At 74.4% G+C, this 22,887-nt stretch carries 16 protein-coding genes; 6 read left to right on the top strand and 10 right to left on the bottom strand.

What is annotated here, in order from left to right:
- Positions 1-60: 60 nt before the first annotated feature.
- Genes IEX99_RS06065 through IEX99_RS06055 form a run of 3 tightly spaced genes read left to right on the top strand, consistent with a single transcriptional unit; the run spans position 61 to position 3,320 of the window.
- Positions 61-978, top strand: a complete 918-nt coding sequence (locus IEX99_RS06065; protein WP_188899121.1) for an SMP-30/gluconolactonase/LRE family protein — start codon at positions 61-63, stop codon at positions 976-978.
- 26 nt (positions 979-1,004) lie between these two features.
- Positions 1,005-2,225 carry an acyl-CoA dehydrogenase family protein gene (locus IEX99_RS06060; protein ID WP_188899120.1) on the top strand — a complete coding sequence of 407 codons (1,221 nt, stop codon included), beginning with the start codon at positions 1,005-1,007 and terminating at the stop codon, positions 2,223-2,225.
- Between the two features lie 3 nt (positions 2,226-2,228).
- The gene (locus tag IEX99_RS06055) at positions 2,229-3,320 is read left to right on the top strand and encodes an acyl-CoA dehydrogenase family protein (RefSeq protein WP_188899119.1); all 1,092 of its coding nucleotides are present in this window, start codon (positions 2,229-2,231) and stop codon (positions 3,318-3,320) included.
- Between the two features lie 96 nt (positions 3,321-3,416).
- Here IEX99_RS06055 and IEX99_RS06050 read toward each other — a convergent pair whose 3' ends face one another.
- Entirely contained in the window at positions 3,417-5,120 is a 1,704-nt protein-coding gene (locus IEX99_RS06050) for an ABC transporter substrate-binding protein (protein WP_188899118.1), read from the bottom strand.
- Between the two features lie 208 nt (positions 5,121-5,328).
- Between IEX99_RS06050 and IEX99_RS06045 the strand changes: the two genes are divergently transcribed.
- Positions 5,329-6,336, top strand: coding sequence for an ABC transporter ATP-binding protein (locus IEX99_RS06045; protein WP_229677862.1), 1,008 nt, complete (start codon positions 5,329-5,331; stop codon positions 6,334-6,336).
- On the top strand, positions 6,333-7,394 hold the full coding sequence (locus IEX99_RS06040) for an ABC transporter ATP-binding protein (protein WP_188899116.1): 1,062 nt from the start codon (positions 6,333-6,335) through the stop codon (positions 7,392-7,394). The genes IEX99_RS06045 and IEX99_RS06040 overlap by 4 nt, the downstream gene beginning before the upstream one ends.
- 15 nt (positions 7,395-7,409) lie before the next feature.
- On the opposite strand, the gene IEX99_RS06035 is transcribed toward IEX99_RS06040, so the two are convergent.
- The 6 genes from IEX99_RS06035 to IEX99_RS06010 form a co-directional block, all read right to left on the bottom strand.
- On the bottom strand, positions 7,410-8,327 hold the full coding sequence (locus IEX99_RS06035) for an ABC transporter permease (RefSeq protein WP_188899115.1): 918 nt from the start codon (positions 8,325-8,327) through the stop codon (positions 7,410-7,412).
- Positions 8,324-9,280, bottom strand: coding sequence for an ABC transporter permease (locus tag IEX99_RS06030; RefSeq protein ID WP_188899114.1), 957 nt, complete (start codon positions 9,278-9,280; stop codon positions 8,324-8,326). The genes IEX99_RS06035 and IEX99_RS06030 overlap by 4 nt, the downstream gene beginning before the upstream one ends.
- Positions 9,281-9,578: 298 nt before the next feature.
- Positions 9,579-11,435: a dihydroxy-acid dehydratase gene (gene ilvD / locus IEX99_RS06025; protein ID WP_188899113.1), complete on the bottom strand. Its 1,857-nt coding sequence runs from the start codon at positions 11,433-11,435 to the stop codon at positions 9,579-9,581.
- A gap of 211 nt (positions 11,436-11,646) precedes the next feature.
- The gene (locus IEX99_RS06020) at positions 11,647-12,642 is read right to left on the bottom strand and encodes a Bug family tripartite tricarboxylate transporter substrate binding protein (protein WP_229677840.1); all 996 of its coding nucleotides are present in this window, start codon (positions 12,640-12,642) and stop codon (positions 11,647-11,649) included.
- 139 nt (positions 12,643-12,781) lie between these two features.
- Complete coding sequence (locus IEX99_RS06015) at positions 12,782-13,570, bottom strand: arginyltransferase (protein WP_188899112.1); 789 nt, start codon at positions 13,568-13,570, stop codon at positions 12,782-12,784.
- Between the two features lie 125 nt (positions 13,571-13,695).
- Positions 13,696-16,278, bottom strand: coding sequence for a penicillin acylase family protein (locus IEX99_RS06010; protein ID WP_188899111.1), 2,583 nt, complete (start codon positions 16,276-16,278; stop codon positions 13,696-13,698).
- Between the two features lie 168 nt (positions 16,279-16,446).
- On the opposite strand from IEX99_RS06010, the gene IEX99_RS06005 reads away from it, so the two are divergent.
- Positions 16,447-18,657: a tetratricopeptide repeat protein gene (locus tag IEX99_RS06005; RefSeq protein WP_188899110.1), complete on the top strand. Its 2,211-nt coding sequence runs from the start codon at positions 16,447-16,449 to the stop codon at positions 18,655-18,657.
- A 99-nt stretch (positions 18,658-18,756) separates the two neighbouring features.
- Here IEX99_RS06005 and IEX99_RS06000 read toward each other — a convergent pair whose 3' ends face one another.
- The 3 genes from IEX99_RS06000 to recO all read right to left on the bottom strand — a co-directional run bounded on the left by IEX99_RS06000 (position 18,757) and on the right by recO (position 22,804).
- On the bottom strand, positions 18,757-19,620 hold the full coding sequence (locus IEX99_RS06000) for a calcium-binding protein (protein ID WP_188899109.1): 864 nt from the start codon (positions 19,618-19,620) through the stop codon (positions 18,757-18,759).
- A 159-nt stretch (positions 19,621-19,779) separates the two neighbouring features.
- Positions 19,780-22,014, bottom strand: a complete 2,235-nt coding sequence (gene parC / locus IEX99_RS05995; protein ID WP_188899108.1) for a DNA topoisomerase IV subunit A — start codon at positions 22,012-22,014, stop codon at positions 19,780-19,782.
- Positions 22,015-22,030: 16 nt separating this feature from the next.
- On the bottom strand, positions 22,031-22,804 hold the full coding sequence (gene recO, locus IEX99_RS05990; RefSeq protein WP_188899107.1) for a DNA repair protein RecO: 774 nt from the start codon (positions 22,802-22,804) through the stop codon (positions 22,031-22,033).
- Between the last annotated feature and the right edge of the window lie 83 nt (positions 22,805-22,887).

Raw genomic sequence — 22,887 nt, 5'->3', positions numbered from 1 at the left:
GCGCGCTTGACCGCCCCGGCGGGTGCGCGAGGATGGGCCGGCCAGAAGGGGAGACGCTTCATGGCCGCCGAGATCCGCATCCTGGCGCGAGGCCTGGGCTTCCCGGAGGGGCCGGTGGCGATGCCGGACGGCTCCGTGATCCTCACCGAGATCAACGGCGGGCGCATCACGCGTGTCGGCCCCGACGGAACGGTGACGCGGCTCGGCCCGGCGGGCGGCGGCCCGAACGGCCTGGCGATGGGGCCGGATGGGATGCTCTACCTCTGCGACAACGGCGGCAGCCGCTACGTGCCGGGTCACTTCATGGGCCAGGGGCCGTCGGACGACTACGCCGGCGGCTGCATCGCGCGGGTGGACCCGGCGACCGGCGCGCGCACCGTGCTCTACACCGAATGCAACGGGCGCCGCCTCTCGGCGCCGAACGACCTGGTGTTCGACCGCCATGGCGGCTTCTGGTTCACCGACCTCGGCAAGCGCTACGCCGGGCACCGCGACCATGGCGGGCTCTACTACGCCCTTCCTGACGGCTCCTCGATCCGGGAGGTCGCCTACCCGATCCTGAGCCCGAACGGCGTCGGCCTGTCGCCGGACGAGCGCACGGTCTACGTCGCCGACACCGAGTCGGCGCGCCTCTGGGCGTTCGACGTCGAGGCGCCGGGCATCGTCCGCAAGCAGCCATTCCCCTCGCCGCACGGCGGGCGCTTCGTCGCCGGCCTGCCGACGTTCTGCCGCTTCGACAGCCTGGCGGTCGAGGCCTCGGGCAACGTCGCGGTGGCGACGCTGGTGACCGGGCGCATCACCGTCTTCGCCCCGGACGGCCGCCTGGTGCGGGAGGTGCCGATGCCCGACAGCCACCCGACCAACATCTGCTTCGGCGGGCCCGACATGCGCACCGCCTACGTCACGCTGTCCGAGAAGGGCGAGCTCGCCGCCCTGCGGTGGCCCGAACCGGGGCTGAGGCTCAACTTCCAGCGCTAGTCCGGCCGCGCGGGCCGGAGGTGACGATGGACCTGAACTTCTCCGAGAAGCACAGGGCCTTCCAGGCGGAGGTGCGGGAGTTCATCCGCCGCCACGGTCCCGCCTCGCCGAAGACCGGCGGCGGGCGTAAGCGCCCCGACCGGAAGACGCTCGACTGGCAGCGCCTGCTGATCGAGCACGGCTACGCCGGGCGGACGATCCCGCGCGAGTACGGCGGCTACGGCGCCGCGCCCGACGTGCTGGAGGCCGCGATCATCGCCGAGGAGTTCGGCCGCGCCAACGTGCATCCCGGCATCATGAACCAGGGCATCAGCATGCTCGTCCCCACCCTCCTCGAGGTGGGCACCCGGGAGCAGTGCGAGCGCTGGGTGCGCCCGACGATCCGCGGCGAGATCATCTGGTGCCAGGGCTATTCCGAGCCCGAGGCCGGCAGCGACCTCGCGTCGGTGCGGACGCGCGCGGTCGTCGAGGACGGGCACTTCGTGGTCAACGGCCACAAGATCTGGACGAGCTCCGCGCACTACGCGGACATGATGTTCCTGCTGTGCCGCACGGAGCCCGACAAGCCGAAGCACGAGGGGCTGTCCTACCTGCTGCTGTCCATGCGGACGCCGGGCATCGAGGTGCGCCCGCTGCGCACCATGACGGGACGCGCCGAGTTCAACGAGGTGTTCTTCACCGACGTCCGCGTGCCGCTGGACCAGATCGTGATGGGCCGAGGGCATGGCTGGCACGTCGCCAACATCACGCTGAAGCACGAGCGCATGGGGATCGGCGACGCCGGAAAGCTGACGCACCGCCTGCAGCGGCTCGTCGAGCTCCTCCGCGCGACCAAGGTCGACGGCGTCCCGCTGATCGCCGCGGCCGAATTCCGGTCGCGCCTGCTCCGGCTGCAGGGCGAGGTCCTGGCCTGGCGCGCCCACAACCTCCGCCTGCTCACCGACCAGGCGAGGGGCGAGGATCCGGGGCTTCGCCGCCTGATCGTGAAGTACGGGGGGACCGTGCTCGGACACCGCCTCTCGGCGCTCGCGGTCGACGCGCTCGGCGCGGAGGGGCTGACCGCCCTCTCGCAAGGAGAGGACGCCCAGGACGACGACGCGGCGAACTGGAACAACGACTACCTCTACGACATCGGCCTCCTCATCGGCGGCGGCACCTCGAACATCCAGCGGAACATCATCGGCGAGCGCGGCCTCGGCCTGCCGCGCGAGCCCAGGGTCCCGGGCACCGGCGGAAGGGGGGCCTAGGCCATGGAGTTCGCGCTGAGCCACGAGCAGACGCTGCTCGGCGAGTCGGTGCGGTCGTTCCTGCGCGACCACTGCCCCATCGAGGCCGTGCGGGCGCAGGCGGCGACCGGCACGGGCTGCGAGGAAGGACTCTGGCGAGGCCTCCTCGACCTCGGCGTGCAGGGCCTGCTGGTGCCGGAGCGGCATGGCGGCACGGGGCTCGGGCTGCTGGAGGCGGCCGTCGTCGCGCAGGCCCTGGGCGGAGCCGCGGCGCCGGTCCCCTTCCTGTGCAGCGTCGCGATGGCGCCGCTCGCGCTGCTCCGCAGCGGCAGTGCGGCGCAGCAGGACCGCTGGCTGCCGCGGATCGCGGGCGGCGAGGCCCGCATCGCCATGGGCTTCGTCGGCTATGTCGGCGGACGCGGCGGGGCGGCGCTCTCGCTCGACCGGGACCGGCTGAGCGGGGCTGCGGAGGCGGTGCTGGACGCGGGCGCGCCCACGCATTTCCTCGTCTACCTGCCCGACGGACGGGCGGCGATCCTGGGCGCGGGCGACGCCGGGGTCTCCGTCGCCCTGCGCCGGACGCTGGACGGGACGAGGCCGCTCGCCGAAGTCGCGTTCGACGGCGTCGAGGCGGAGGTGCTCGAGGCGGCGGCCGATCCGCGCGCCGCGGCGCTCCAGGTCCTCGACGCGGGCCGCGTGGTGCTCGCCGCCGACACGCTCGGCGCGGCCCAGGCCATGCTCGACCGGGCGGTGGCCTGGGCGAAGCAGCGCGTGCAGTTCGGGCGCGTGATCGGCAGCTTCCAAGGCGTCAAGCACATGTGCGCCGACATGGCCACCATGCTCGAGCCGTGCCACGCCTTCGTCTGGCACGCGGCCTACGCGCAGGACACGCGCTCGGCGGAGGCGCGCCTGATGGCGTGCCACGCGAAGGCCCACCTCGACGAGGTCGGCCGCGAGGTGGCGCGCATGGCGACCGAGGTGCACGGGGGCATGGGCTTCACCGACCTGTCGGGGCTGCACTACTGGCTGAAGCGCATCGGCTTCAACCGCCAGGTCCTCGGCGGGCCCGAGCGCTGCCGCGAGGAGGCGGCAGCGCTCCAGGGCTGGACCGCGTAAGGCATCCGCGCCTGCCGCCGGCGCCTCCCGCGCGCCGCGACCGCGGCAGCCGGGCGGCCGCCTGCGGCCGGCCGCGAAGGTCGCCTGCGGCGGGCCCTACTTGTCGAGCCACATGGTGTCCATCCGCACGACGTCGTAGATCCCGAAGTACTCGTACGGCACATGGCCCTTCACATAATTGTACCAGCCGTCGTTGATCTTTTCCCAGGCGACGGGCAGCAGGGGCGGGTTCTCCTCCATGATCGCCTCCGCCTGGCGGATCAGCGCGAGCCGCTTCTCCCGGTCCACCTCGCGGTCGATCTGCGGCACCAGGGCCTCGAAGCGCGGGTCCTTCCAGTTCGAGTAGTTCTGCGGACCGCCGTCGCGGTACCAGGCGTTGAAGTAGTCCGAGGGGTCGATCAGCGTGGAGACGATGGCGCCGATCGCCAGGTCGAAATTGCCGGAGCGCACGTCGTCGAACCACACCGACTCCACCACGGTGCGCAGCCGGCACTCGATGTTGAGCGTCTGCTGCAGCATCGCCTGGATCGCCTGCGCCCAGAGCTTGAACGTCGCGACGTCGCGGATGACGAAGTCGAGGCCGCGGATGCCGCGGGCCTGTCCGGCCGCCGCGAGCAGCGCCCGCGCCTCGCGCACGGCCGCGGCGGGATCGGCCTGGTAGCCGAGCCTGCGCGACAGCTCCTCGCGCGGCGTCGCGAACTCGGAGAACGGGTAGATGAACCCGCCGACCATCATCGGCGCGACGTCCTTCACCACCTCGACTAGCACCGCCTTGTCCAGCACGAGGTGCATGGCGCGGCGCACCCGCGGGTCGTCGAACGGGCGCTTCCGGTTGTTCACCCAGGTCGCCTGGATGACGCTCTGGTAGTAGTCCGTGCCCGACATCCCCGGCGTCTCCTTCACGCGCCGCAGCGAGACGGGGTCGAGCAGCCGCGCGTAGTCGGTCCGCCCGGCAAGCAGCGCCGAGCCGAGCTCCGGCGAGAACGGCAGGGCGTGGTAGAACTCGATGCCGTCGAGGTAGGGCAGCCCGCGGTTCCAGTAGTTCGGGTTCCGCTCCATCACCCACACCTCGTTCTCCACCCGCCGGACGGGGCGGAACGGGCCGGTGCCGGGATAGGTGACGACGCGGCGGAGGTTGTAGTTGTTGTCCTCCAGGGTCTTCTTGCGGAGGATCACGTTCCAGCCGCTGGCGAAGGCGCCCATCATGAAGCTCGCGGTGCGCGGCTCGGACAGCTTGAACTCGATCGTGTACCTGTCGCGGGCGTTGATCTCGCTCACCGCGGTGAACAGCGCGCTGCGCGGGATGCTGATCTCGCTCGGCGGACGGACGATGCGGTCGTAGGTCGCCTTCACGTCCTCCGCCGTGAGCTCCGCGCCGTCGTGGAACAGCACGTCGCGCCGCAGGTGGAAGGTGTAGGTCCGGCCGTCGCGCGCGATCTCCCAGCTGTGCGCGAGGTCCGGGATGATCGTCTTGCCGGAATCGCGCGGGTCGCGACGGACCAGGTTGTCGAACATGCAGCCCTGAGAGCCGAGGTTGTTCACCGTGCCGGACTGGTGCACGTCGAAGTGCGGCGGACGGCTGGTGATGCCGTAGCGCAGCACGCCGCCGCGCTTCGGGTTCGGCTCGGGCGCGGCGAGCTGGAAGCTGCGCCCGTCGAATTCCAGGGGGATCTCGGCCGCGAGGCCGGCATCGGGCGAGAGGACGTGCGCGCCAAGCGCGGTGGCGGCGGCGCCCTGCAGTCCGGTCTTGAGGACGCGCCGGCGGCTCCACGCCGCGCTCCGCGTGCGGGGATCATCCATGGGCTTCCCTCCCTGTCGTGGGCCTTTCCATACCGGCCCGTTCTTCGTTCGGCGCGGGAGGCACCATCGATGGACGTTGAGATCGGCGTTCCACCGATGTTACCGTCCCGCGAAAAGGCTACACGCCGGCCTCGGGAGGAGTCACGTGAATCAGGCCGCGTCGGCCGCCCTCGCGGGCGAAGCCGCCCCGCATCGGGCCGCGGGCGAGGTGGTGCTCGCGGTCGAGGGGCTGCGAACGGAGTTCCGCACCCCGGCGGGGGTCATCAGGGCCGTGGACGGCGTGTCCTATTCGGTGCGCCGGGGCGAGACGCTCTGCGTGGTGGGCGAGTCCGGCTGCGGCAAGAGCGTCACCGCGCTCTCCATCCTCCGCCTCATCACCAGCCCGCCGGGCCGGATCGCCGGCGGGCGGATCCTGTTCGAGGGCCGCGACCTCCTCGCGCTCAGCGAGGCGGAGATGGAGCGGGTTCGCGGAAACGCGATCTCGATGATCTTCCAGGAGCCGATGACGTCGCTCAACCCGCTCTACCCGGTCGGGCGGCAGGTCGCCGAGGCGATCGCGCTGCACCAGGGACTGTCGTGGCGCGACGCGATGGCGAAGGCGGTCGGGATGCTGCGCCGCGTCGCCATCCCCGACGCCGAGCGCAGCGCCGCCGCCTATCCGCACCAGCTCTCCGGCGGCATGCGCCAGCGGGTGATGATCGCGATGGCGCTGTCGTGCAACCCGAAGGTCCTGATCGCGGACGAGCCGACGACGGCGCTCGACGTCACCATCCAGGCGCAGATCCTCGAGCTGATCCGCGAGCAGCAGGAGCGGCTCGGGATGGCGGTGATCCTGATCACCCACGACATGGGCGTGGTGGCGGAGAACGCCGATCGCGTGATCGTGATGTACGCCGGGCGGAAGGTCGAGGAGGGGAGCGTCGAGGCGCTGTTCACCCGGCCCGCGCATCCCTACACGCGCGGCCTGCTCGGCTCCATCCCCCACCTCGACGACGCGGCCCGCGGCGGCGCCGGCCCCCGGCGCGCGCGACTGGCCGAGATCAAGGGCCTGGTCCCCTCGCTCCTGCGGCTGCCGCCGGGGTGCAGCTTCGCGCCGCGCTGCGCGCTGGCCGACGCGCGCTGCCGCGAGGCCGCGCCGACGATCGCCCGGCACGGGGACGGCCACGCCGTGGCGTGTTGGAACGCCGGGCATCTCGCGCCCGGCGCCGCGGCATGACCGCGCTGCGCGACCTCGCGCCGTCGCCGGCGCGCGCAGTCCCCGCCGCGCCGGCCGAGGCGCTGGTCGAGGTGCGCGACCTCAGGAAGCACTTCCCGGTGCGGCGCGGCCTGTTCGGCCGCGTCGCGGGCCAGGTCCACGCGGTGGACGGCGTGTCCTTCCACGTCGCGCCCGGCGAGACGCTCGGCCTGGTCGGCGAGAGCGGCTGCGGGAAGTCCACCGCCGGCCGCACGCTGCTCCGCCTGCTCGAGCCGACGGCGGGCGAGATCCGCTTCCGCGGCGAGGACATCACCCGACTCGACGCCCGGGCGATGCTGCCCTTCCGGCGGCGGATGCAGATGGTCCACCAGGACCCCTACGCCTCGCTCAACCCGCGCATGCCGGCCGGCGAGATCGTCGCCGAGCCGCTGGTGATCCACGGCGTCGGCGGCGGGCGGGCGGAACGGCGGGAGCGCGTGGCGCAGCTGTTCGAGCGCGTCGGGCTGCGGCCGGAGCAGATGGACGCCTATCCCCACGAGTTCTCCGGCGGGCAGCGGCAGCGCATCGGCATCGCGCGCGTGCTCGCGCTCGGCCCGGAGCTGATCGTCTGCGACGAGCCGGTTTCCGCGCTCGACGTCTCGATCCAGGCGCAGATCCTCAACCTGCTGATGGACCTGCAGGACGAGTACGGGCTGTCCTACCTGTTCATCGCCCACGATCTCGCGGTGGTGGAGCATATCAGCCAGCGCGTCGCGGTGATGTACCTCGGCAAGATCGTCGAGCTGACCGACCGGGCGAGCCTGTTCGAGATGCCGCTGCACCCCTACACGGAGGCGCTGCTCTCCGCCGTGCCGATCCCCAAGGTGACGGCGCGCAGGCGCAGGCGCGTGATCCTCTCGGGCGACGTGCCGAGCCCGATCAACCGGCCGAGCGGATGCCACTTCCACACGCGCTGCGCCTACGCGCACGCGCGGTGCCGGAGCGAGGCGCCAGCGCTCAGGGAGGTCCGGCCCGGGCATCTCGCCGCGTGCCACCTGCACGACGGCGGCGTGACCTTCCCGCTGGCGAAGCCCGGGTGAGGGCGCGGCGCCGCCTCACGCCGACCCGCGCAGCTTCGGGTCCAGCATGTCGCGGATCCCGTCGCCCAGCAGGTTGAACGCCAGCACCGTGAGGGTGATCGCGAGCCCGGGGAACAGCACGAGCCACCAGGGCGGCACCAGGCCGGCGTTCAGGCTGTCCGCCAGCATGTTGCCCCAGGTCGGCGTGGGCGGCGGGATGCCGACGCCGAGGAAGCCGAGCGAGGCCTCGATGATGATCGCGACGCCGAGGTGCGCCGTCGCCAGGACCAGGTAGGGCGCGACGCACTGCGGCAGGATGTGGCGGAACATCAACCGCCACTTCGACGCGCCGAGCCCCCGCGCCGCCTCGACGAACGGCATCTCCTTCACCGACAGCACGACCGAGCGGATCACCCGCCCGCCGAACGGGATGCGGGTGATCGCGATCGCGACGATCACCGTGCCGGTGCCGGCGCCGAGCGCCATGGCGATCGCCATCGCCAGGATCAGGTCCGGGAAGGACTGCATGAACTCGATGACGCGCTGGCTGACGAGGTCGAACCGCCCGCCGAAGAAGCCGCAGGCGAGGCCCCAGAGCGCGCCGAGCGTCGTCCCGAGCAGCACCGCCCCGAAGGCGACGGTCAGCGACACGCGGCTGCCGTGGATCACGCGCGACAGCACGTCGCGCCCGACCTGGTCGGTGCCGAACCAAGCGGCCTCGCTCGGCGGCCTTCCCATCTGGCGGAAGTTCGCCGCCAGCGGGTCGCTCGGCGCGATCAGCGGCGCGGCGAGCGCGACCAGCACGATCGCCGCGGCCACGACCCCCCAGAAGGCCGAGAGCGGCGACCGTCGCGCGAACGCGGCCAGGGCGACGCCGATGCCGCGCCGCGGCCGCCGCCCGGCGGACGCGACAGCAGCGGATGCGGATTCCGGCGCAGGGGCGGCGACGCTCATCGCAGGCGGATCCTCGGGTCGAGCCAGGCGTTCAGCACGTCCACCAGGATGTTCAGGACGACGAACACCACGGCGTAGAGGAACACCAGGTTCTGCATCACGAACACGTCGCGCTCGCTGACGGCGGTGTACATCGCGTAGCCGAGCCCCGGCGTTCCGAAGGCGCGCTCCACCGGGATCGAGCCGGCGAGCACGAAGCCGAGCAGGATGCCGGAGAGCGTGACCACCGGCAGCAGCGCGTTGGGCAGCGCGTGCAGGACGATGACGGCGCGGCTGTTCAGCCCCTTCGCCCGCGCCGTGCGCACGTAATCCTCGCGGATCACCTCGAGCAGGCTGGAGCGCGCCATGCGCGCGACGTAGGCCGCCTGTCCGAGCCCGAGCACGATCGCCGGGCCGATGATCATCTGCAGCGTGGTCCAGGGATCGGAGAGCAGCGAGGCGCCGGTCAGCGGCGCGCGGTAGCCGAAGGCGAAGAGCAGGCCGAGCACGATCAGCATGCCGAGCCAGAAGCCGGGCACCGCCAGGAACAGGATGCTGAGGACCCTCGCGACGTTGTCGGCGAGGCTGTTGGGCCGGAGCGCGCTGACCAGCGCCACCGGGATGCCGACAAGCCAGGACAGCACCACGGAGAGCAGCGCGATCTGCGCCGTCAGCGGGCCGCGCCGGAGGATCATCTCGGCCACGCTCTCGGACCGGAAGAAGGAGCGGCCGAGTTCGCCCCGCAGGATGTCGCCCATCCAGCGCAGGTACTGCACCGGCAGCGGATCGCTCAGCCCGAGCTCCGCCATGTAGCCGGCGCGCTGCTCCTCGGTGAGCCTGGTGAAGCCGTCCGGGCCGAAGATCGCGACCAGCGGGTCCCCCGGCAGGATCCGCATGATCACGAAGACGACGACCGAGACGCCGAGCACGGTCAGCGCGCCGAACAGGAGCCGGCGAAGGACGTAGGTGAACATCAGACCGCGACCGCACCGGTCATGGCCGTGCCGTCGCACGCCGCGTTGCGGCCATCGGACGCCTCCCCCCCGGCCGCCCGAGGCAGGCCGGGCCGCGCACGCATGGCGCGTTGGGCAGACGGTAGTGTTTGCCCGCGCGGCGGGTCAACCCGAACCGTCGGGCCGCCGCCTCCTCTGCGCGCGCCGGCCGCCCGGTCCGTTCAGCACCGCCCGACCTGGCCCCGCCGCGCGGGAGCCCGATGCCGCTCGGCGCGCCGCGCGGCCGCCGCGGACCGCCGGCCCGATCCCCGCCGCGCGATCAGCGCCGCCGCACCGAATCGACGTCGCGCACGGCACCGCGCGCCGCGCTGGTGGCCATCGCCGCGTAGGCCCGCAGGGCGGTCGAGACCTGCCGCTTGCGCGGCTCGGCCGGCTGCCACGCCGCCTCGCCCCTCGCCTCCATCGCTGCGCGGCGCCGCGCCAAGTCGGCCTCCGGCACGGCGAGGTGGATCCGGCGCCCCGGGATGTCGATCTCGATCCGGTCGCCGTCCTCGACCAGGCCGATCAGCCCGCCCTCCGCCGCCTCGGGCGAGACGTGCCCGATCGAGAGGCCGGAGCTTCCCCCCGAGAAGCGCCCGTCCGTCACCAGCGCGCAGAGCTTCCCGAGGCCCTTCGACTTCAGGTAGCTCGTCGGGTAGAGCATCTCCTGCATCCCCGGCCCGCCGCGCGGCCCCTCGTAGCGGACGATCACGACCTCGCCTGGCTGCACCGCGCCGCCGAGGATGCCCGTCACCGCCGCGTCCTGGCTCTCGAAGACGCGGGCCGGGCCGGCGAAGCGGAGGATGCTCTCGTCCACCCCCGCGGTCTTCACGATGCAGCCCTCCTCGGCGAGGTTGCCGTAGAGCACGGCGAGCCCGCCATCGGCCGAGAAGGCGTGCGCCGCGTCGCGGATCACGCCCGCGCCGCGGTCGAGGTCGAGCGCGTCCCAGCGCGCGCTCTGGCTGAACGCCTCGGTGGTCGGCACGCCGCCCGGCGCGGCGCGGTAGAACACGCGCACCGCCTCGTCCGCGGTGCGCCGCACGTCCCAGCGCTCGAGCGCCTCCGCCAGCGTCGGCGCGTCCACGCGGCCGACCGAGACGTCGAGCAGCCCGGCGCGGTCGAGCTCGCCCAGGATGCCCATGATGCCGCCGGCGCGGTGCACGTCCTCGACGTGCACGTCGGCGACCGAGGGGGCCACCTTGCACAGCACCGGCACCCGCCGCGACAGGCGGTCGATGTCGCGCATGGTGAAGTCCACCCCGGCCTCGTGCGCGGCGGCGAGCAGGTGCAGCACGGTGTTGGTCGAGCCGCCCATGGCGATGTCGAGCGTCATCGCGTTCTCGAAGGCGGCGAAGGTGGCGATGCTGCGCGGCAGCACGGACGTGTCGTCGGTCTCGTAGTAGGCGCGGGTGATCTCGACGATCCGGCGCCCGGCCTCGACGAACAGCCGCCGCCGGTCGGCGTGCGTCGCGACCAGGGTGCCGTTGCCGGGCAGCGCGAGGCCGAGCGCCTCGGTCAGGCAGTTCATCGAGTTGGCGGTGAACATGCCGGAGCAGGAGCCGCAGGTCGGGCAGGCGGAGCGCTCGATCACCCCCACCTCCTCGTCGGTCACCGCGGCGTCGGCGGCGGCGACCATGGCGTCGATCAGGTCCACCGCCCGCTTCCGCCCGCGGTGCACCACCTTGCCGGCCTCCATCGGCCCGCCGGAGACGAAGATCGCCGGGACGTTCAGCCGCATCGCGGCCATCAGCATGCCCGGCGTGATCTTGTCGCAGTTGGAGATGCAGACCATGGCGTCGGCGCAGTGCGCGTTGACCATGTACTCCACGCTGTCGGCGATCAGCTCGCGCGAGGGCAGGCTGTAGAGCATGCCGTCGTGGCCCATGGCGATGCCGTCGTCCACCGCGATGGTGTTGAACTCCTTGGCCACGCCGCCCGCGGCCTCGATCTCCCGCGCGACGAGCTGGCCGAGATCCTTGAGGTGGACGTGGCCGGGCACGAACTGGGTGAAGCTGTTGGCCACCGCGATGATCGGCTTGCCGAAGTCGCCGTCCCTCATGCCGGTGGCGCGCCACAGCCCCCGCGCGCCCGCCATGTTGCGGCCGTGGGTGGTGGTGCGCGAGCGGTACTGCGGCATGGCGGGGTTCCTGAGCGGGCGTCGTTGCGATCGGCCCCGGCGCCCATCCGTGGAGGACGCCGCGGCCGGGTTGGCCGCCGGACGGTAGCCGCTCGGCCGCCGCAGGGCCATCCCGCGGACGCGAGGGCGGCGGCGTCCGGGCCCTGCCCTCCGCCATGTCCGCGGCGGCGGGCCGCGCCGGGGTCGCGCGCCGCCGGCCGCGGCCCCTTCCTCACTCCGGCTCGATGCCGGCAGCGCGGACCATGCTGCCCCAATGGGCGATCTCGCCGCGGATGAACTCGGCGAATTCCTCGGGCGTCGAGGTCTTGGCCTCGAAGCCGATGCCGGCGAGGCGCTGCACCGTCTCCGGCCGCTCCCAGAGCCTGCGGAAGACGGCATTGATGCTCGCCACCACCTCCGGCGGCATCCGCGCCGGCCCCACCAGCCCTGCCCAGGCGACCACGTTGAAGCCGGGCAGGCCGGCCTCGTGCAGGCTCGGCACGTCGGGCACGAGGGCGCTGCGCTCGCGGCTGGTGACGCCGAGCGCGCGGAGCCGCCCCTCCCGGACATGGCCGAGCGAGGCGGAGACGTCCACCACCATGCAGCTCACCCGCCCGGCGATCACGTCGGTCATCGCCGGCGGCGTGCTGCGGTAGGGGACGTGGGTCATCTCCACGCCGCCCATCCGCGCGATCGTCGCGCCGGCGACGATCCCGGTGGAGTTGCCGGAGGCGTAGGTCACCTCGCCCGGCCGGGCGCGCGCCCGGTCCAGCAGCTCGCGCAGCGAACGCACCGGCGATGCCTCGCCGACCACCAGCCAGAAGGTGTAGTTCCCTGCCCGCGCGATCGGCGTGAAGCCGCCCACGGGGTCGTAGTCCAGCCGCTTCATCAGCGCCGGATTGGCCGCGTGCGGCGTGTTCGTCGTCATCATCAGGGTCAGCCCGTCCGGCGCCGCGCGCGCGACCTGGGAGGCGGCGAGCGAGCCGTTCGCGCCGGCCCGGTTCTCCACCACGACCGGCTGCCCCCATTCCGGCTCGAGCTGCTGCGCGAGGATGCGAGTGATGGCGTCGGTGCCCGATCCGGCGGCGAAGGGCACCACGATGGTGACCGTCCGCGGCGGCTTCCAGCCCTGCGACGGCCGCGCCGGCGCCGGCAAGGCGGCACCGAGCATGGCGGTGCCGGCGCCGATCAGCGCAGGGCGCCGGCCGCATGCAGACCTCGTGGTCACTGTGCGATTCTCCTCTTCAGCGACGACCCGGTGTCGTCCGCCGGGGCGCGCCTCCGCGTTCCCCGGCCCGCAACACCATCCCGACAGGCATTGACGATCCCCTGCGCGCGGCCCCTCGACCGTCGCCCCGGCGCCGCCCCTAGCCCGTCGTCTCGGGCGCCAGGACGGTCGTCGGCGACTGGTCCGGCGCCCCGTCCCGCCCGGCATGGTCGGGGAGCGCGCGCCAGAGGCCGCCCGTCAGCACCTCGCTCGGCCGGAAGCGCGACTTGTAGGACATCTTGCGGCTCTCCGGCACCCAGTAGCCGAGGTAGACATAGGGCAGGCGCAGCGCCCTCGCGCGCGCCACCAGCCACAGGATCGCGTAGGTGCCGAGCGAGCGCCGCCCCTCCGCCGGCTCGTAGAAGCTGTACACGGCGGACAGCCCGTCGCTCAGCCAGTCGGTCAGGCACGCGCCCAGCAGCCGGTCGCGGGAGTCGCGGAACTCGACCATGCCGGTGGTGATCGGCGTGTCCTCGACCATGGCGCGGTAGTCGTAGAAGCCCATCGCGGCCATGTCGCCGTCGCCGTGGCGCGCCTTCTGGTAGCGCTGGAACAGCGCGAACTGCTCCGCGGTGGCGCGCGCCGGCATCTCGAAGCCCACCAGGTCGGCATTGGCCCGCTGGATGCGGCGCTGGCCGCGGTCCGGCTCGAACTCGCCGGCGACGATGCGGATCGGGATGCAGGCCGCGCAGCCCGGGCAGACGGGCGAGTAGGCGATGTTGTGGCTGCGCCGGAAGCCCGCCCGCGAGAGGCGGTCGTGCAGCGCCTCCGCATCGGTTCCGGAAAGCTCGGTCACGATCTTCCGCTCCGTCCGCCCGGGCAGGTAGGGGCAGGGCAGCGGCGCGGTGGTATAGAAGAATTGCGGTCGGCGGGCGGTTCGGTGGTGCATCGTGACGCGACCAGTCTCGGCGGGCAGGCGTGGCAAATCAACCGCCCATCCGCCGTCCGGTTCGCCGTGGTACCCCGCCGCCACGCCACGGTGACGGCCCCGCCCGCCTTCCGGCGTCCGCCCGGTCACGGCGCGAGCACGATCCGCGCCGCCGCGCCGCCGGCGGTTGGATTGGCCGTGCCCCCGAGGCGCAGCATGGTCCCGTCCCGCCAGGGCTCCAGCAGGTCGCCCCAGTGGCGCGAGAAGGGGTGGCCGGACTGGCCGGTGGCGATGATCGCGCGCGGCGCCCCGTCGGGATCGCCCAGGTCGAGGACCATCCGCAGCCCCGCGCCCTGGACATGGGCGAAGGCGTCGGGACCGTTTCCTCCCCGCAGCGTGCCGCGGTTGATCGTCTCGCCGTCGCCGGGGGTCGGGACGGCGAGGCGCACCAGCGGCGCGATGCCGGGCACGAAGCGCAGCAGCGGATGCTCGAACCGCGCCACATGCGCCTCGCCCCAGCGCCAGCGCGCCGGGTCGGCGCCGTGCCGCGCCCTGAGCTCCGCGACCGCCTCCTCGAGCGCGGCCCGCGCCAGGGCCGCGCAGCCGCCCGGCCCGCACCAGTGCGCCGCGGAGGCCGCAGCCTCCGGCTCCGAATCGGCGCGGACCGCCGCGCCCAGCAGGGCGCGCAGGAACTCCGGCGCGGACGGCGCCCACGCCCCCTCCGGCACCCCGCCGGTGGCGAGCGCGGCACGGCCGAAGGCGCGCAGCCAGGCGTGGAAGATCAGCGGCTCCGGACGGTCGGCATCCATCCGCCCATCCCAGCCTCCGTCCGCGACGGCTCCCCTCCCCTCGCCCAGAACCAGGCGGTAGGCCGCAAGCGCGACGCCGTCGCCGCCGGCCCCCGGAGGGGCCACCAGGCGGCGCAGCGCGGGCAGCGCCTCCTCGCGCGCGAAGAGCGAGACCGCGTCGGTCTGCATCGCCGCGAAGCCCGCCGCATCGAGGCGCTCGGCACGCCCGAGCAGCTCGAAGATCCGGCGGAACCGCCAGTCGCCGAACCAGTCGCGGCCGAGGAACGCCGTGCCCTCCGCGGGCGCCACGCGGTTGTTGGCGTTGGCCAGCACGCCGCTCGGCGGGTCCACCACATGGGGCAGCGCCGGGAACGGCAGGAACCCCTGCCAGTCCGCCGAGCCGTCCCAGCCGGGCGCCGGCAGCGTCCCGTCGCCGGAACGCCGCACCGGCACCCGCCCGGTCAGATAGAGGGCGATCCGCCCGTCCGCGTCGGCCACCGTCAGGTTCTGCGGCGGGGCCGTGATCAGCGCCGCCGCCCTGGCCGCCTCCTCCACGCTGCGGGCGCGGTTGAGCGCCAGCAGCCCGGCCGCGGCGGTGTCGCCCGGCGCGAGATTCGCCATCGCCACCGCCAGCACCGTGCCGCCGTCACCGACACCCCCCGGCGCGTCGAGGTCGGAGATCACCGGGCCGTGCCGCGTCTCGCGCACCCGCATCGGGACCGGCTCCGCCATGCCGCGCACCCGGATGCGCTCCTCGCGCACGAGGAAGGGGCGCGGCCCCTCGGGCGTCTCGTAATGATCCGGCCGCCCGGGGACGAGACGCTCGACGAACACGTCCTGGGTGTCGGAGTGCGTGGTCGTGAAGCCCCAGGCGAGGCGCTCGTTGCGGCCGATCACGATCAGCGGCACGCCCGGGCTGGTCGCGCCGGCGAGGAAACGCCCGCCGGGGAGCTCGACCCGCACCAGGTACCACTGGATCGGCGCGCCGAAGCCGAGATGGGGGTCGCTGGCGAGCAGCGCCCCGCCCGAGGCCGAACGCGCGCCCGCCACCGCCCAGACGTTGCTCGCGCTCGCGGGCAGCGGCGCGTCGGCGGGGAAGGCCGGCAGCGCGGCGGCGAGCCGGTCCAGGTGCCCGCCCGCCACCGCCCGCGCCGCCGCCAAGGCGCTGCCAGCGGGCGCCGCCGGCCCGGCGGGCGAGGCGGCATCGCTTCGCCCGTCCGGCGCCGCGCCGCCCGGCGCCGGCCGCGGCGGCAGGTCCGGGCGCCCGGCGCTGGCGTCCTCGGGCCAGAGGTCGCGCAGCCGCTCGGCCGGCAGGCCGGCCGCCAGGAGCCGGGCGCGGCTCAGCTCCACCCGCCAGTTCCCGGACAGCCAGAGGCCCATCAGCTTCCCCCAGAGCAGGCTGTCCCGCGGCGTCCAGGGCTCCGGCGGGCCGAGCAGCAGGTACTCCGGGGCGGCGAAGCGGCCGCGCTCGGCGATCCAGGCGTTCACGCCGGCGGCGTAGGCCTCCAGCATGTCGCGGACCTCCTCGGGCAGGGCGGCGAGGTCCTCCTCCGCCCGGCGGGCGAGGCCGAGCAGCCGGACGAACCGGTCGGAGCGCAGCATTCCCTCCCCGGCCCATTCCGAGAGCCGCCCGGCGCCGCCGCGACGCATCGCGTCCATCTGGAACATGCGATCGCGCGCATGCAGCCAGCCCATCGCGATCCAGGCGTCCCGCTCCGAGTCCGCGCGGATCAGCGGCACGCCCGCGCCGTCGTAGGTGATGCGCACCGGCGCGGCGAGGCCGGCCGCGGCGAGACCCGTCCGGACCTGCCCTTCCCCGGGCAGGGTCCAGCCCACGAGCCCGGCGCCGCCGAGCGGGACCAGCGCCAGCACGCCCGCCAGGGCAAGCAGGATCCGGCGCAGCCGGCGGCGGCGCGGCCGAGGGGCTTCTCCATCCGACATGGCCGGGTAGATCGCGCGGGCGGGCGCGCTTGACCAGCCCGGTCCCGCCTTCCGCCGGACCGACCACGCGCGCGGGGGTTGGACAGCGCCGCCGGCGCCTGATAGGGCCGCGCCCTGCAGCCGTGTCCTTGCATGCGGCCATCCGAGCGAAGGGGGAACCAGCCCGGCGTGAGCCAGCCCATAACGACCCGCCGCGGCACGAAGGACGCCGCCCTGCTGTATGATTCGAACGGGGTGCAGCTGCGCCACCGCCCGGGCGGATCGGACTTCACGCTGATCGCCTTCGCCGAGAGCACCGCGCACGCCGACGGCCATCGGTGGTGGCCGCGCCGGCTGGCCGAGGCGCACGACCTCGACCTGCTCGCCGTCACCGCGAGCCGGGTGCACTGGTATCCCGCCGAGGCGATGGCGGCGCTGCTGCCGGTCGCGGCCGCGGCGGCGAAGCCGCGGCGCCTGGCCTTCGGGTTCTCGATGGGCGGCTTCGCGGCGCTCAAGTACGGCGCCGCGCTCGGCGCCAGCGCCGCCATCGCCTTCTCGCCCCAGGCCTCGATCGATCCGGCCGACGCGGCCTTCGACCGCCGCTCGCGGCTGCACTTCCTGCCCGCCCTGCATCGCGGGCACCGGGTCGCCGCGGCCGACCTCCCCGCCGCCTCCCTGCTCGCCTACGACCCGCTCGAGCCGACGGACGCGCGCCACGCGGCGCTGCTCGCCGGGCTGCCGGGCGTCGTGCGCGCGCCCCTCGCCCATGCGGGACATGCCAGCATCCGCGTCCTCAGCGAGAGTGGCGACGCCCCCGCCCTCTTCGCCCTCGCCCTTGACGGCCGCATGGCGGAGGCGGCGCGGCTCGTGCGGGCCGCCCGGCGCCGCGCGCCGACGATCTGGCTCGCCCTCGGGATGCGCGCGCAGCTCTCGGGCAGGGCGGCGCGGGCCGAGGCGCTGCTCGCGCGCGCGCGGGAGCTCGGCGCCAAGCCGGGGCGGCTGATCGAGGCCGAGGCCGCGGCCGCCGAGCGGCTCGGCCGGCGGGAGATGAGCCTCGCCGCGCTGCGGCGGCTGCACGCCGAACAGCCGCACGCGCCGCGGCTCGCGATGCGCCTCGGCGGCAAGCTGATGGAGGCGGGACAGTTCGAGGAGGCGGAGGCGGCCTTCCGCGCCGCGCGCGCGGGCGACCCCCATTACGTGCCGATCCATCTCGGCCTGATCGCGGCGCTGGAGGCCGCCGGCAAGACCGAGGCGGCGGCGCAGGCGGCCGCCGAGGCGGTGGAGGCCCTGCCCGAGCCGCCGATCCTGCGCCTGCGCCTGGGCAAGGCCCTGCTCGCCGCGGGTCGCCACGCGGCGGCGGCCGCCGCCCTGCGCGAGGCGCTGGCGCGGAACCCCGACCTCGCCGAGGCGCGCGAGGCCCTGGCGGCGGCCGAACGGGCGGGCAGGGCCGCCGCAGGCGATGCCGGTGCCGAGGACGCCGCGGCGCCTCCGGCCCCGGCCGCGCGCGGGCGACCCGGCGCCAGACCGCCCGCCGCCGCGAAGGGCGCCGCCGAGCCGTGCGCCAGCGCGCTGCGGCCCGCCGCACCGCCGGCCGGCGCCGCCCTGCAGCGCCTGCGCCAAGCGGTGGCGCGCGACCCGTCCGACGAGGCCGCCCATCTCGCGCTGATCGACGCCCTGCTCGCCGAGGGGCGCAAGGCCCCGGCGCTCGCGGCGGCGCAGGCGGCGGTGGCGGCCCTCCCCGGCTCCGGCGCCTGCCGGGCGCGGCTCGGGGTGCTGCTGCTGCCGCGCCGTCCCGCGGACGCCGTCGGTCCGCTGCGCGCCGCGATCGCGCTCGGCCACGCCACGGAGCAGGTGCGCCTCGGGCTCGCCCAGGGCCTCAACCTGCTCGGCCGCAAGGACGAGGCGCTGGCGGTGGCGCGCGAGACCGTCGCCGCCTTTCCGGACTCGATGCATGCGCAGGCGCAGCTCGGCATGCTCGCGCTCCACGCCGATCCGGCGGAGGCCGTGCCGGCGCTGCGCGCCGCGATCGCGCTCGGCCACGGCCATCACGGCATCGCGCACGCCCTGGCGCACGGGCTGCGCGCCCTGGGCGACCAGGCCGGCGCCATCGCCGCGCTGCGCGAGGCCGCCGAACGCGAGCCGACGAATCTCCACACCCGCTTCCTGCTCGGCCGGCTGCTCGAGGAGGCCGAGGACTGGCCCGCCGCGGAGGAGGCCTTCCGCAGCGTCCTGGCGCTCGACGAGGCGCACGCGGACGCGCACCTGCACCTCAGCGAGGCGCTGCGGCGGCAGAAGCGCATCAGGGAGGCCGTCGCCGCCTTCCGCCGCGGCGAGGCCCTCGGCCCGAGCCAGAGCCTGCTGCGCGCGCAGCGCTACCGGATGTTCGGCGAGCTCGCGTAGGTCGAGGCATCCGCGCCGGCCCGCGCGCGGCGCCACGGGCGGGCAGGACCGGCCGCGGCCGGCGCGGACGTGAGCACCCCGGCCGGCAGCGCCCTCCCCTCACACCAGCTGGTCGAGCTGCGCCGCGGTGATGCCGGCGAAGAACAGCAGGTCGCCCTCCGCCGTGGTCGCCAGCGCCCCGTTCGCCACCGCAGCGCCGGCGGGCGGCGCGCTCTCGACCGAGAGCAGGACGGCCATCTGGTCCTCGACCGGCGCCTCGCCGGCCTCCGACACCCGCCCGGACACGTCGCCCGAGAACACGCCGTGCCGGCGCAGCAGGCCAAGGACGCCGGTGAAGTCGAGCGCGCCGTCCTCGATCGAGACGATGCTCGCGACGACCTCCGGCGCGATCTGGACGCGGTCCACGCCGGGCACGAAGTCGAGCGCGATGACCACGTCGGGGCTGCGGTTGCCCGCGATCTCCGGACCGACCGCGAAGAGATCGGACCCCGGGCCGCCGATGTGCACGCCCACGCCGGTGCCGGTGTTCAGGATATCGCTGCCGTCGCCGCCGACCGCGATGTCCAGGTACCCGCCGCCGCCGATCAGCGTGTCGTCGCCGTTGCCGCCGAACATGAGGTTGTCGCCGAGGCCGGCGATGAGCCGGTCGCGGCCGTCGCCGCCGAACATCAGCGTCACCCCGCCCGCGCCCTCGGTGGAGAGAAGCAGGTCGTCGCCCGAGTTGCCGGCGAGCACGTCGAGGCCGATGCCGCCGGTGATGGTGTCGTCGCCCACGCCGCCGACGGCGAGATCGTTGCCGGCGCCGGTCGGGCCGAGCACGTCGTTGCCGACGCCGCCGAACAGGCGGTCGTGACCGGGCGTCCCCTCGATCGTGTCGTCGCTGAGCCGGCCGCCGAGTTCCGAACGCACGCTTTCGCCGATCTGCTGCAGGAGATCGCTGATCCTGGATAGGAAGCCGCTCATCTGGTTGATCCTCGTCCGGAAAGCCCGGTGTGCGGGCGATGCCGGGCACGGAACCGCCCGGAAGGGCGAGGGACGGTTCCGGCCGCACGTGCGGCGCTAACGAGGATCGGGGCCGCGATGTTCCCCGCCGAGCCCGTTCCGCTGCTTCAGCCTTCCCGTTCAGCCGCCGAACCGGTTCGACCGCGGGAATCCGCTCGGCGGCGCCTTGCCCGCGCCGGCGCGGTTGCCGCGCCAGTAGGCGAGGTCGGTCTCGACGCGCACGCGCTCGCCGAGCCGCCAGGAGAGGCCGTCCTTGCGCCAGAACACCTTGGCGTCGGCGAGGCCGCCGTCGCGGAAGGACTGGAGCTGCACGCCGCGGCCGCGCGCCATCTCCGGCACCTGCTCGAGCGGGAAGAGCAGCAGCTTCCGGTTCTCGCCGATGGTCGCGACGGTGTCGCCGTCCGCCGGCGCGCAGACCACCGCGCGCGCCGGCGGCTCGACCGCGAGCACCTGCTTGCCCGTGCGCCGCTCGGCGAGCAGGTCCTCGCCCTTCACCACGAACCCCTTGCCGTCGGAGGCGGCGACGAGCCGGCGCGCGCCCTCGCGGTGGACGAAGAGGGCGACGATCTCGTCCTCGTTGCCGAGGTCCACCATCAGCCGCACCGGCTGGCCGTCGCCCCGGCCGCGCGGGATGGCGTCGGCGCGCAGCGTGTAGGACCTGCCGTTGGAGCCGAAGAGAACGATGCGGTCGGTCGTCTCCGCGTGCACCAGGCCGTGCAGCGCGTCGCCTTCCTTGAAGCGCAGCTCCGCGTCCTCCGGCAGGTGGCCCTTCTGGGCGCGGATCCAGCCCTTCTGCGAGAGGATGACGGTGATCGGCTCGCGCTCGACGAAGTGGTCCCCCTCCAGCGCGACCGGGGCCGGCGCCCTGCCGATCTCGGTCCGGCGCCGGCCGAGCGCGCCCTCGCCGAACCGCGCGCGCGTCGCCTCCAGCTCCTCGGCGATCGCCTCCCAGCGCTTCGCCTCCGACCGCATCAGCGCCTGCAGCTTCCTCTGCTCCGCGGAGAGCCTCTTGTGCTCCCTGCGGATCTCCATCTCCTCGAGCTTGCGCAGGGCGCGCAGGCGCATGTTGAGGACCGCCTCCGCCTGCGCCTCGGTGAGCGAGAAGGCCTTCATCAGCTCGGCCTTCGGCTCGTCCTCCTCGCGGACGATGCGGATCACCTCGTCGAGGTTGAGATAGACGACCAGGTAGCCGTCGAGGATCTCCAGCCGCCGCGCGATCGCGGCGAGGCGGTGCTCCGTGCGGCGCTTCAGCACGACGTGCCGGTGGTCGAGCCAGGCGCGCAGCACCTCGCGCAGGCCCATCACCCGCGGCGTGCGCTCGGCGTCGAGCACGTTCATGTTGAGGGAGAAGCGGCTCTCCAGCGCCGTGGCGCGGAACAGCGTCTCCATCATCACCGCCGGGTCCACGGCGCGCGACTTCGGCTCCAGCACCAGGCGCACCGCGTCCGTGCTCTCGTCGCGCACGTCGCCGAGCAGCGGCAGCTTCCGCTCCTCCATGAGCTGCGCGATCTGCTCGACGAGCTTCGCCTTGGCGACCTGGTAGGGGATCTCGGTGACGACGACCTGCCAGGTGCCGTGCCGGCCTTTCTCGACCTGCCACCTCGCGCGCAGGCGGAAGCCGCCGCGGCCCGTCGCGTAGGCCTCGGCGATCGCCTCCGGCGGCTCGACCAGGATGCCGCCGGTCGGGAAGTCCGGCCCCGGCATGTGGCGCAGCAGCTCGGCGGTCGTGGCCTGCGGGCTGCGGATCAGCTCGAGCGCCGCGGCGCAGACCTCGCCCGCGTTGTGCGGCGGGATCGAGGTCGCCATGCCGACCGCGATGCCGCTGGCGCCGTTCGCGAGCAGGTTCGGGAAGGCGGCCGGCAGGACGACCGGCTCCTGCTCCTCGCCGTCGTAGGTCGGGCGGAAGTCCACGGCATCCTCGTCGATGCCCTGGAGCAGCGCCTGCGCGACTTCGGTCAGCCGCGCCTCGGTGTAGCGCATGGCGGCGGCGTTGTCGCCGTCGATGTTGCCGAAGTTGCCCTGGCCCTCGACCAGCGGATAGCGCGCGGCGAAGTCCTGCGCGAGCCGCACCAGCGCCTCGTAGACCGCGGCGTCGCCGTGCGGGTGGTACTTGCCGATCACGTCGCCGACGACGCGCGCGCACTTCTTGAAGCCGGCCGCCGGGTCGAGCCTGAGCTGGTGCATCGCCCAGAGCAGGCGCCGGTGCACCGGCTTCAGCCCGTCGCGCACGTCGGGCAGGGAGCGCGACATGATCGTCGAGAGGGCGTAGGCGAGGTAGCGTTCCGACAGCGCGTCGGCGAGGCGGGTCTCGCGCACCTCCCCGCCCTCGGGGAGGGTCTTCAGGTCGTCAGGCATCGTGTCCCAATCTGGGTCAGCGGGCCGAGTCGGCGGAAGCGGGCCGTATCGGCCCCGCGGTGGCAGGGATCAGCGCCGCCACGCGGGCCAGGAGCAGCCCGCGCGCCGCGGGCAGCGGCCGGTGGTGGTGCCCATAGGCGTCTTTTCCCAGGAAATGGCCGGTCAGGCGCAGCCCGGCAAGCCATGCCTCGGGCCCGGAAGGACCCTGGCCGAGCAGGAAGGCCGGCAGGGGCAGCAGCCGGTCGGCGTAGGGCGCGCCCGCGGCGGCCGACACCGCGCGGCCGGTCCGCGGCGAGACCCAGACGAGGTCCTCCGTCGTCCCGGTCGCGGCGCAGCGCGTCAGGTCGAGGCCGTAGCCGAGCTCGGCCAGCAGCGCCGCCTCCCAGCGGACGTAGTCGGGCAGCACCGCCTCGGCCCCCTGCCCCAGGCGGCCGATGATCGAGAGCAGGCCGTCGAAGCTGCGCGGATGCGGCTCGCGCTCCGGCAGCGCCCCCTCCGCCACGGCGCAGGCGGAGGCGAGCAGGGCGAGCGCCAGCGGATCGTCCATCGCCAGCGCCGCCGCGGGATGGACCAGCTCGCCCGACAGCGCGCCGAGCTGGTCCGGCAGCCGCGCCACCCAGCGCGCCTCGACCAGGTTGCCGGGCTGCCACACCCCCCGCCGGGTGCGCGAGAAGCCGCCCTTCACCAGGCCGGCATGGCGCCCGTGCTCCTCGGTCAGCAGCGTGACCACGGCCCCGCCCTCGCCGAAGGGCCGGGCGTCGAGCACGATCGCGGGGGCGCGCCATTCCATGGGCCGAAGATGGCGCCTCGCGGCCGCGGATGCACGGGTCCGGGCCGCGATCCGGGCGCGGCGTTCCGGTCCCGTCGCGGAGG

It is taken from the genome of Caldovatus sediminis, assembly GCF_014644455.1.
Lineage (GTDB): Bacteria > Pseudomonadota > Alphaproteobacteria > Acetobacterales > Acetobacteraceae > Caldovatus > Caldovatus sediminis.
Note: the sequence above shows the minus strand (reverse complement) of the source record. Positions and strands in the feature narration are given on the sequence as shown.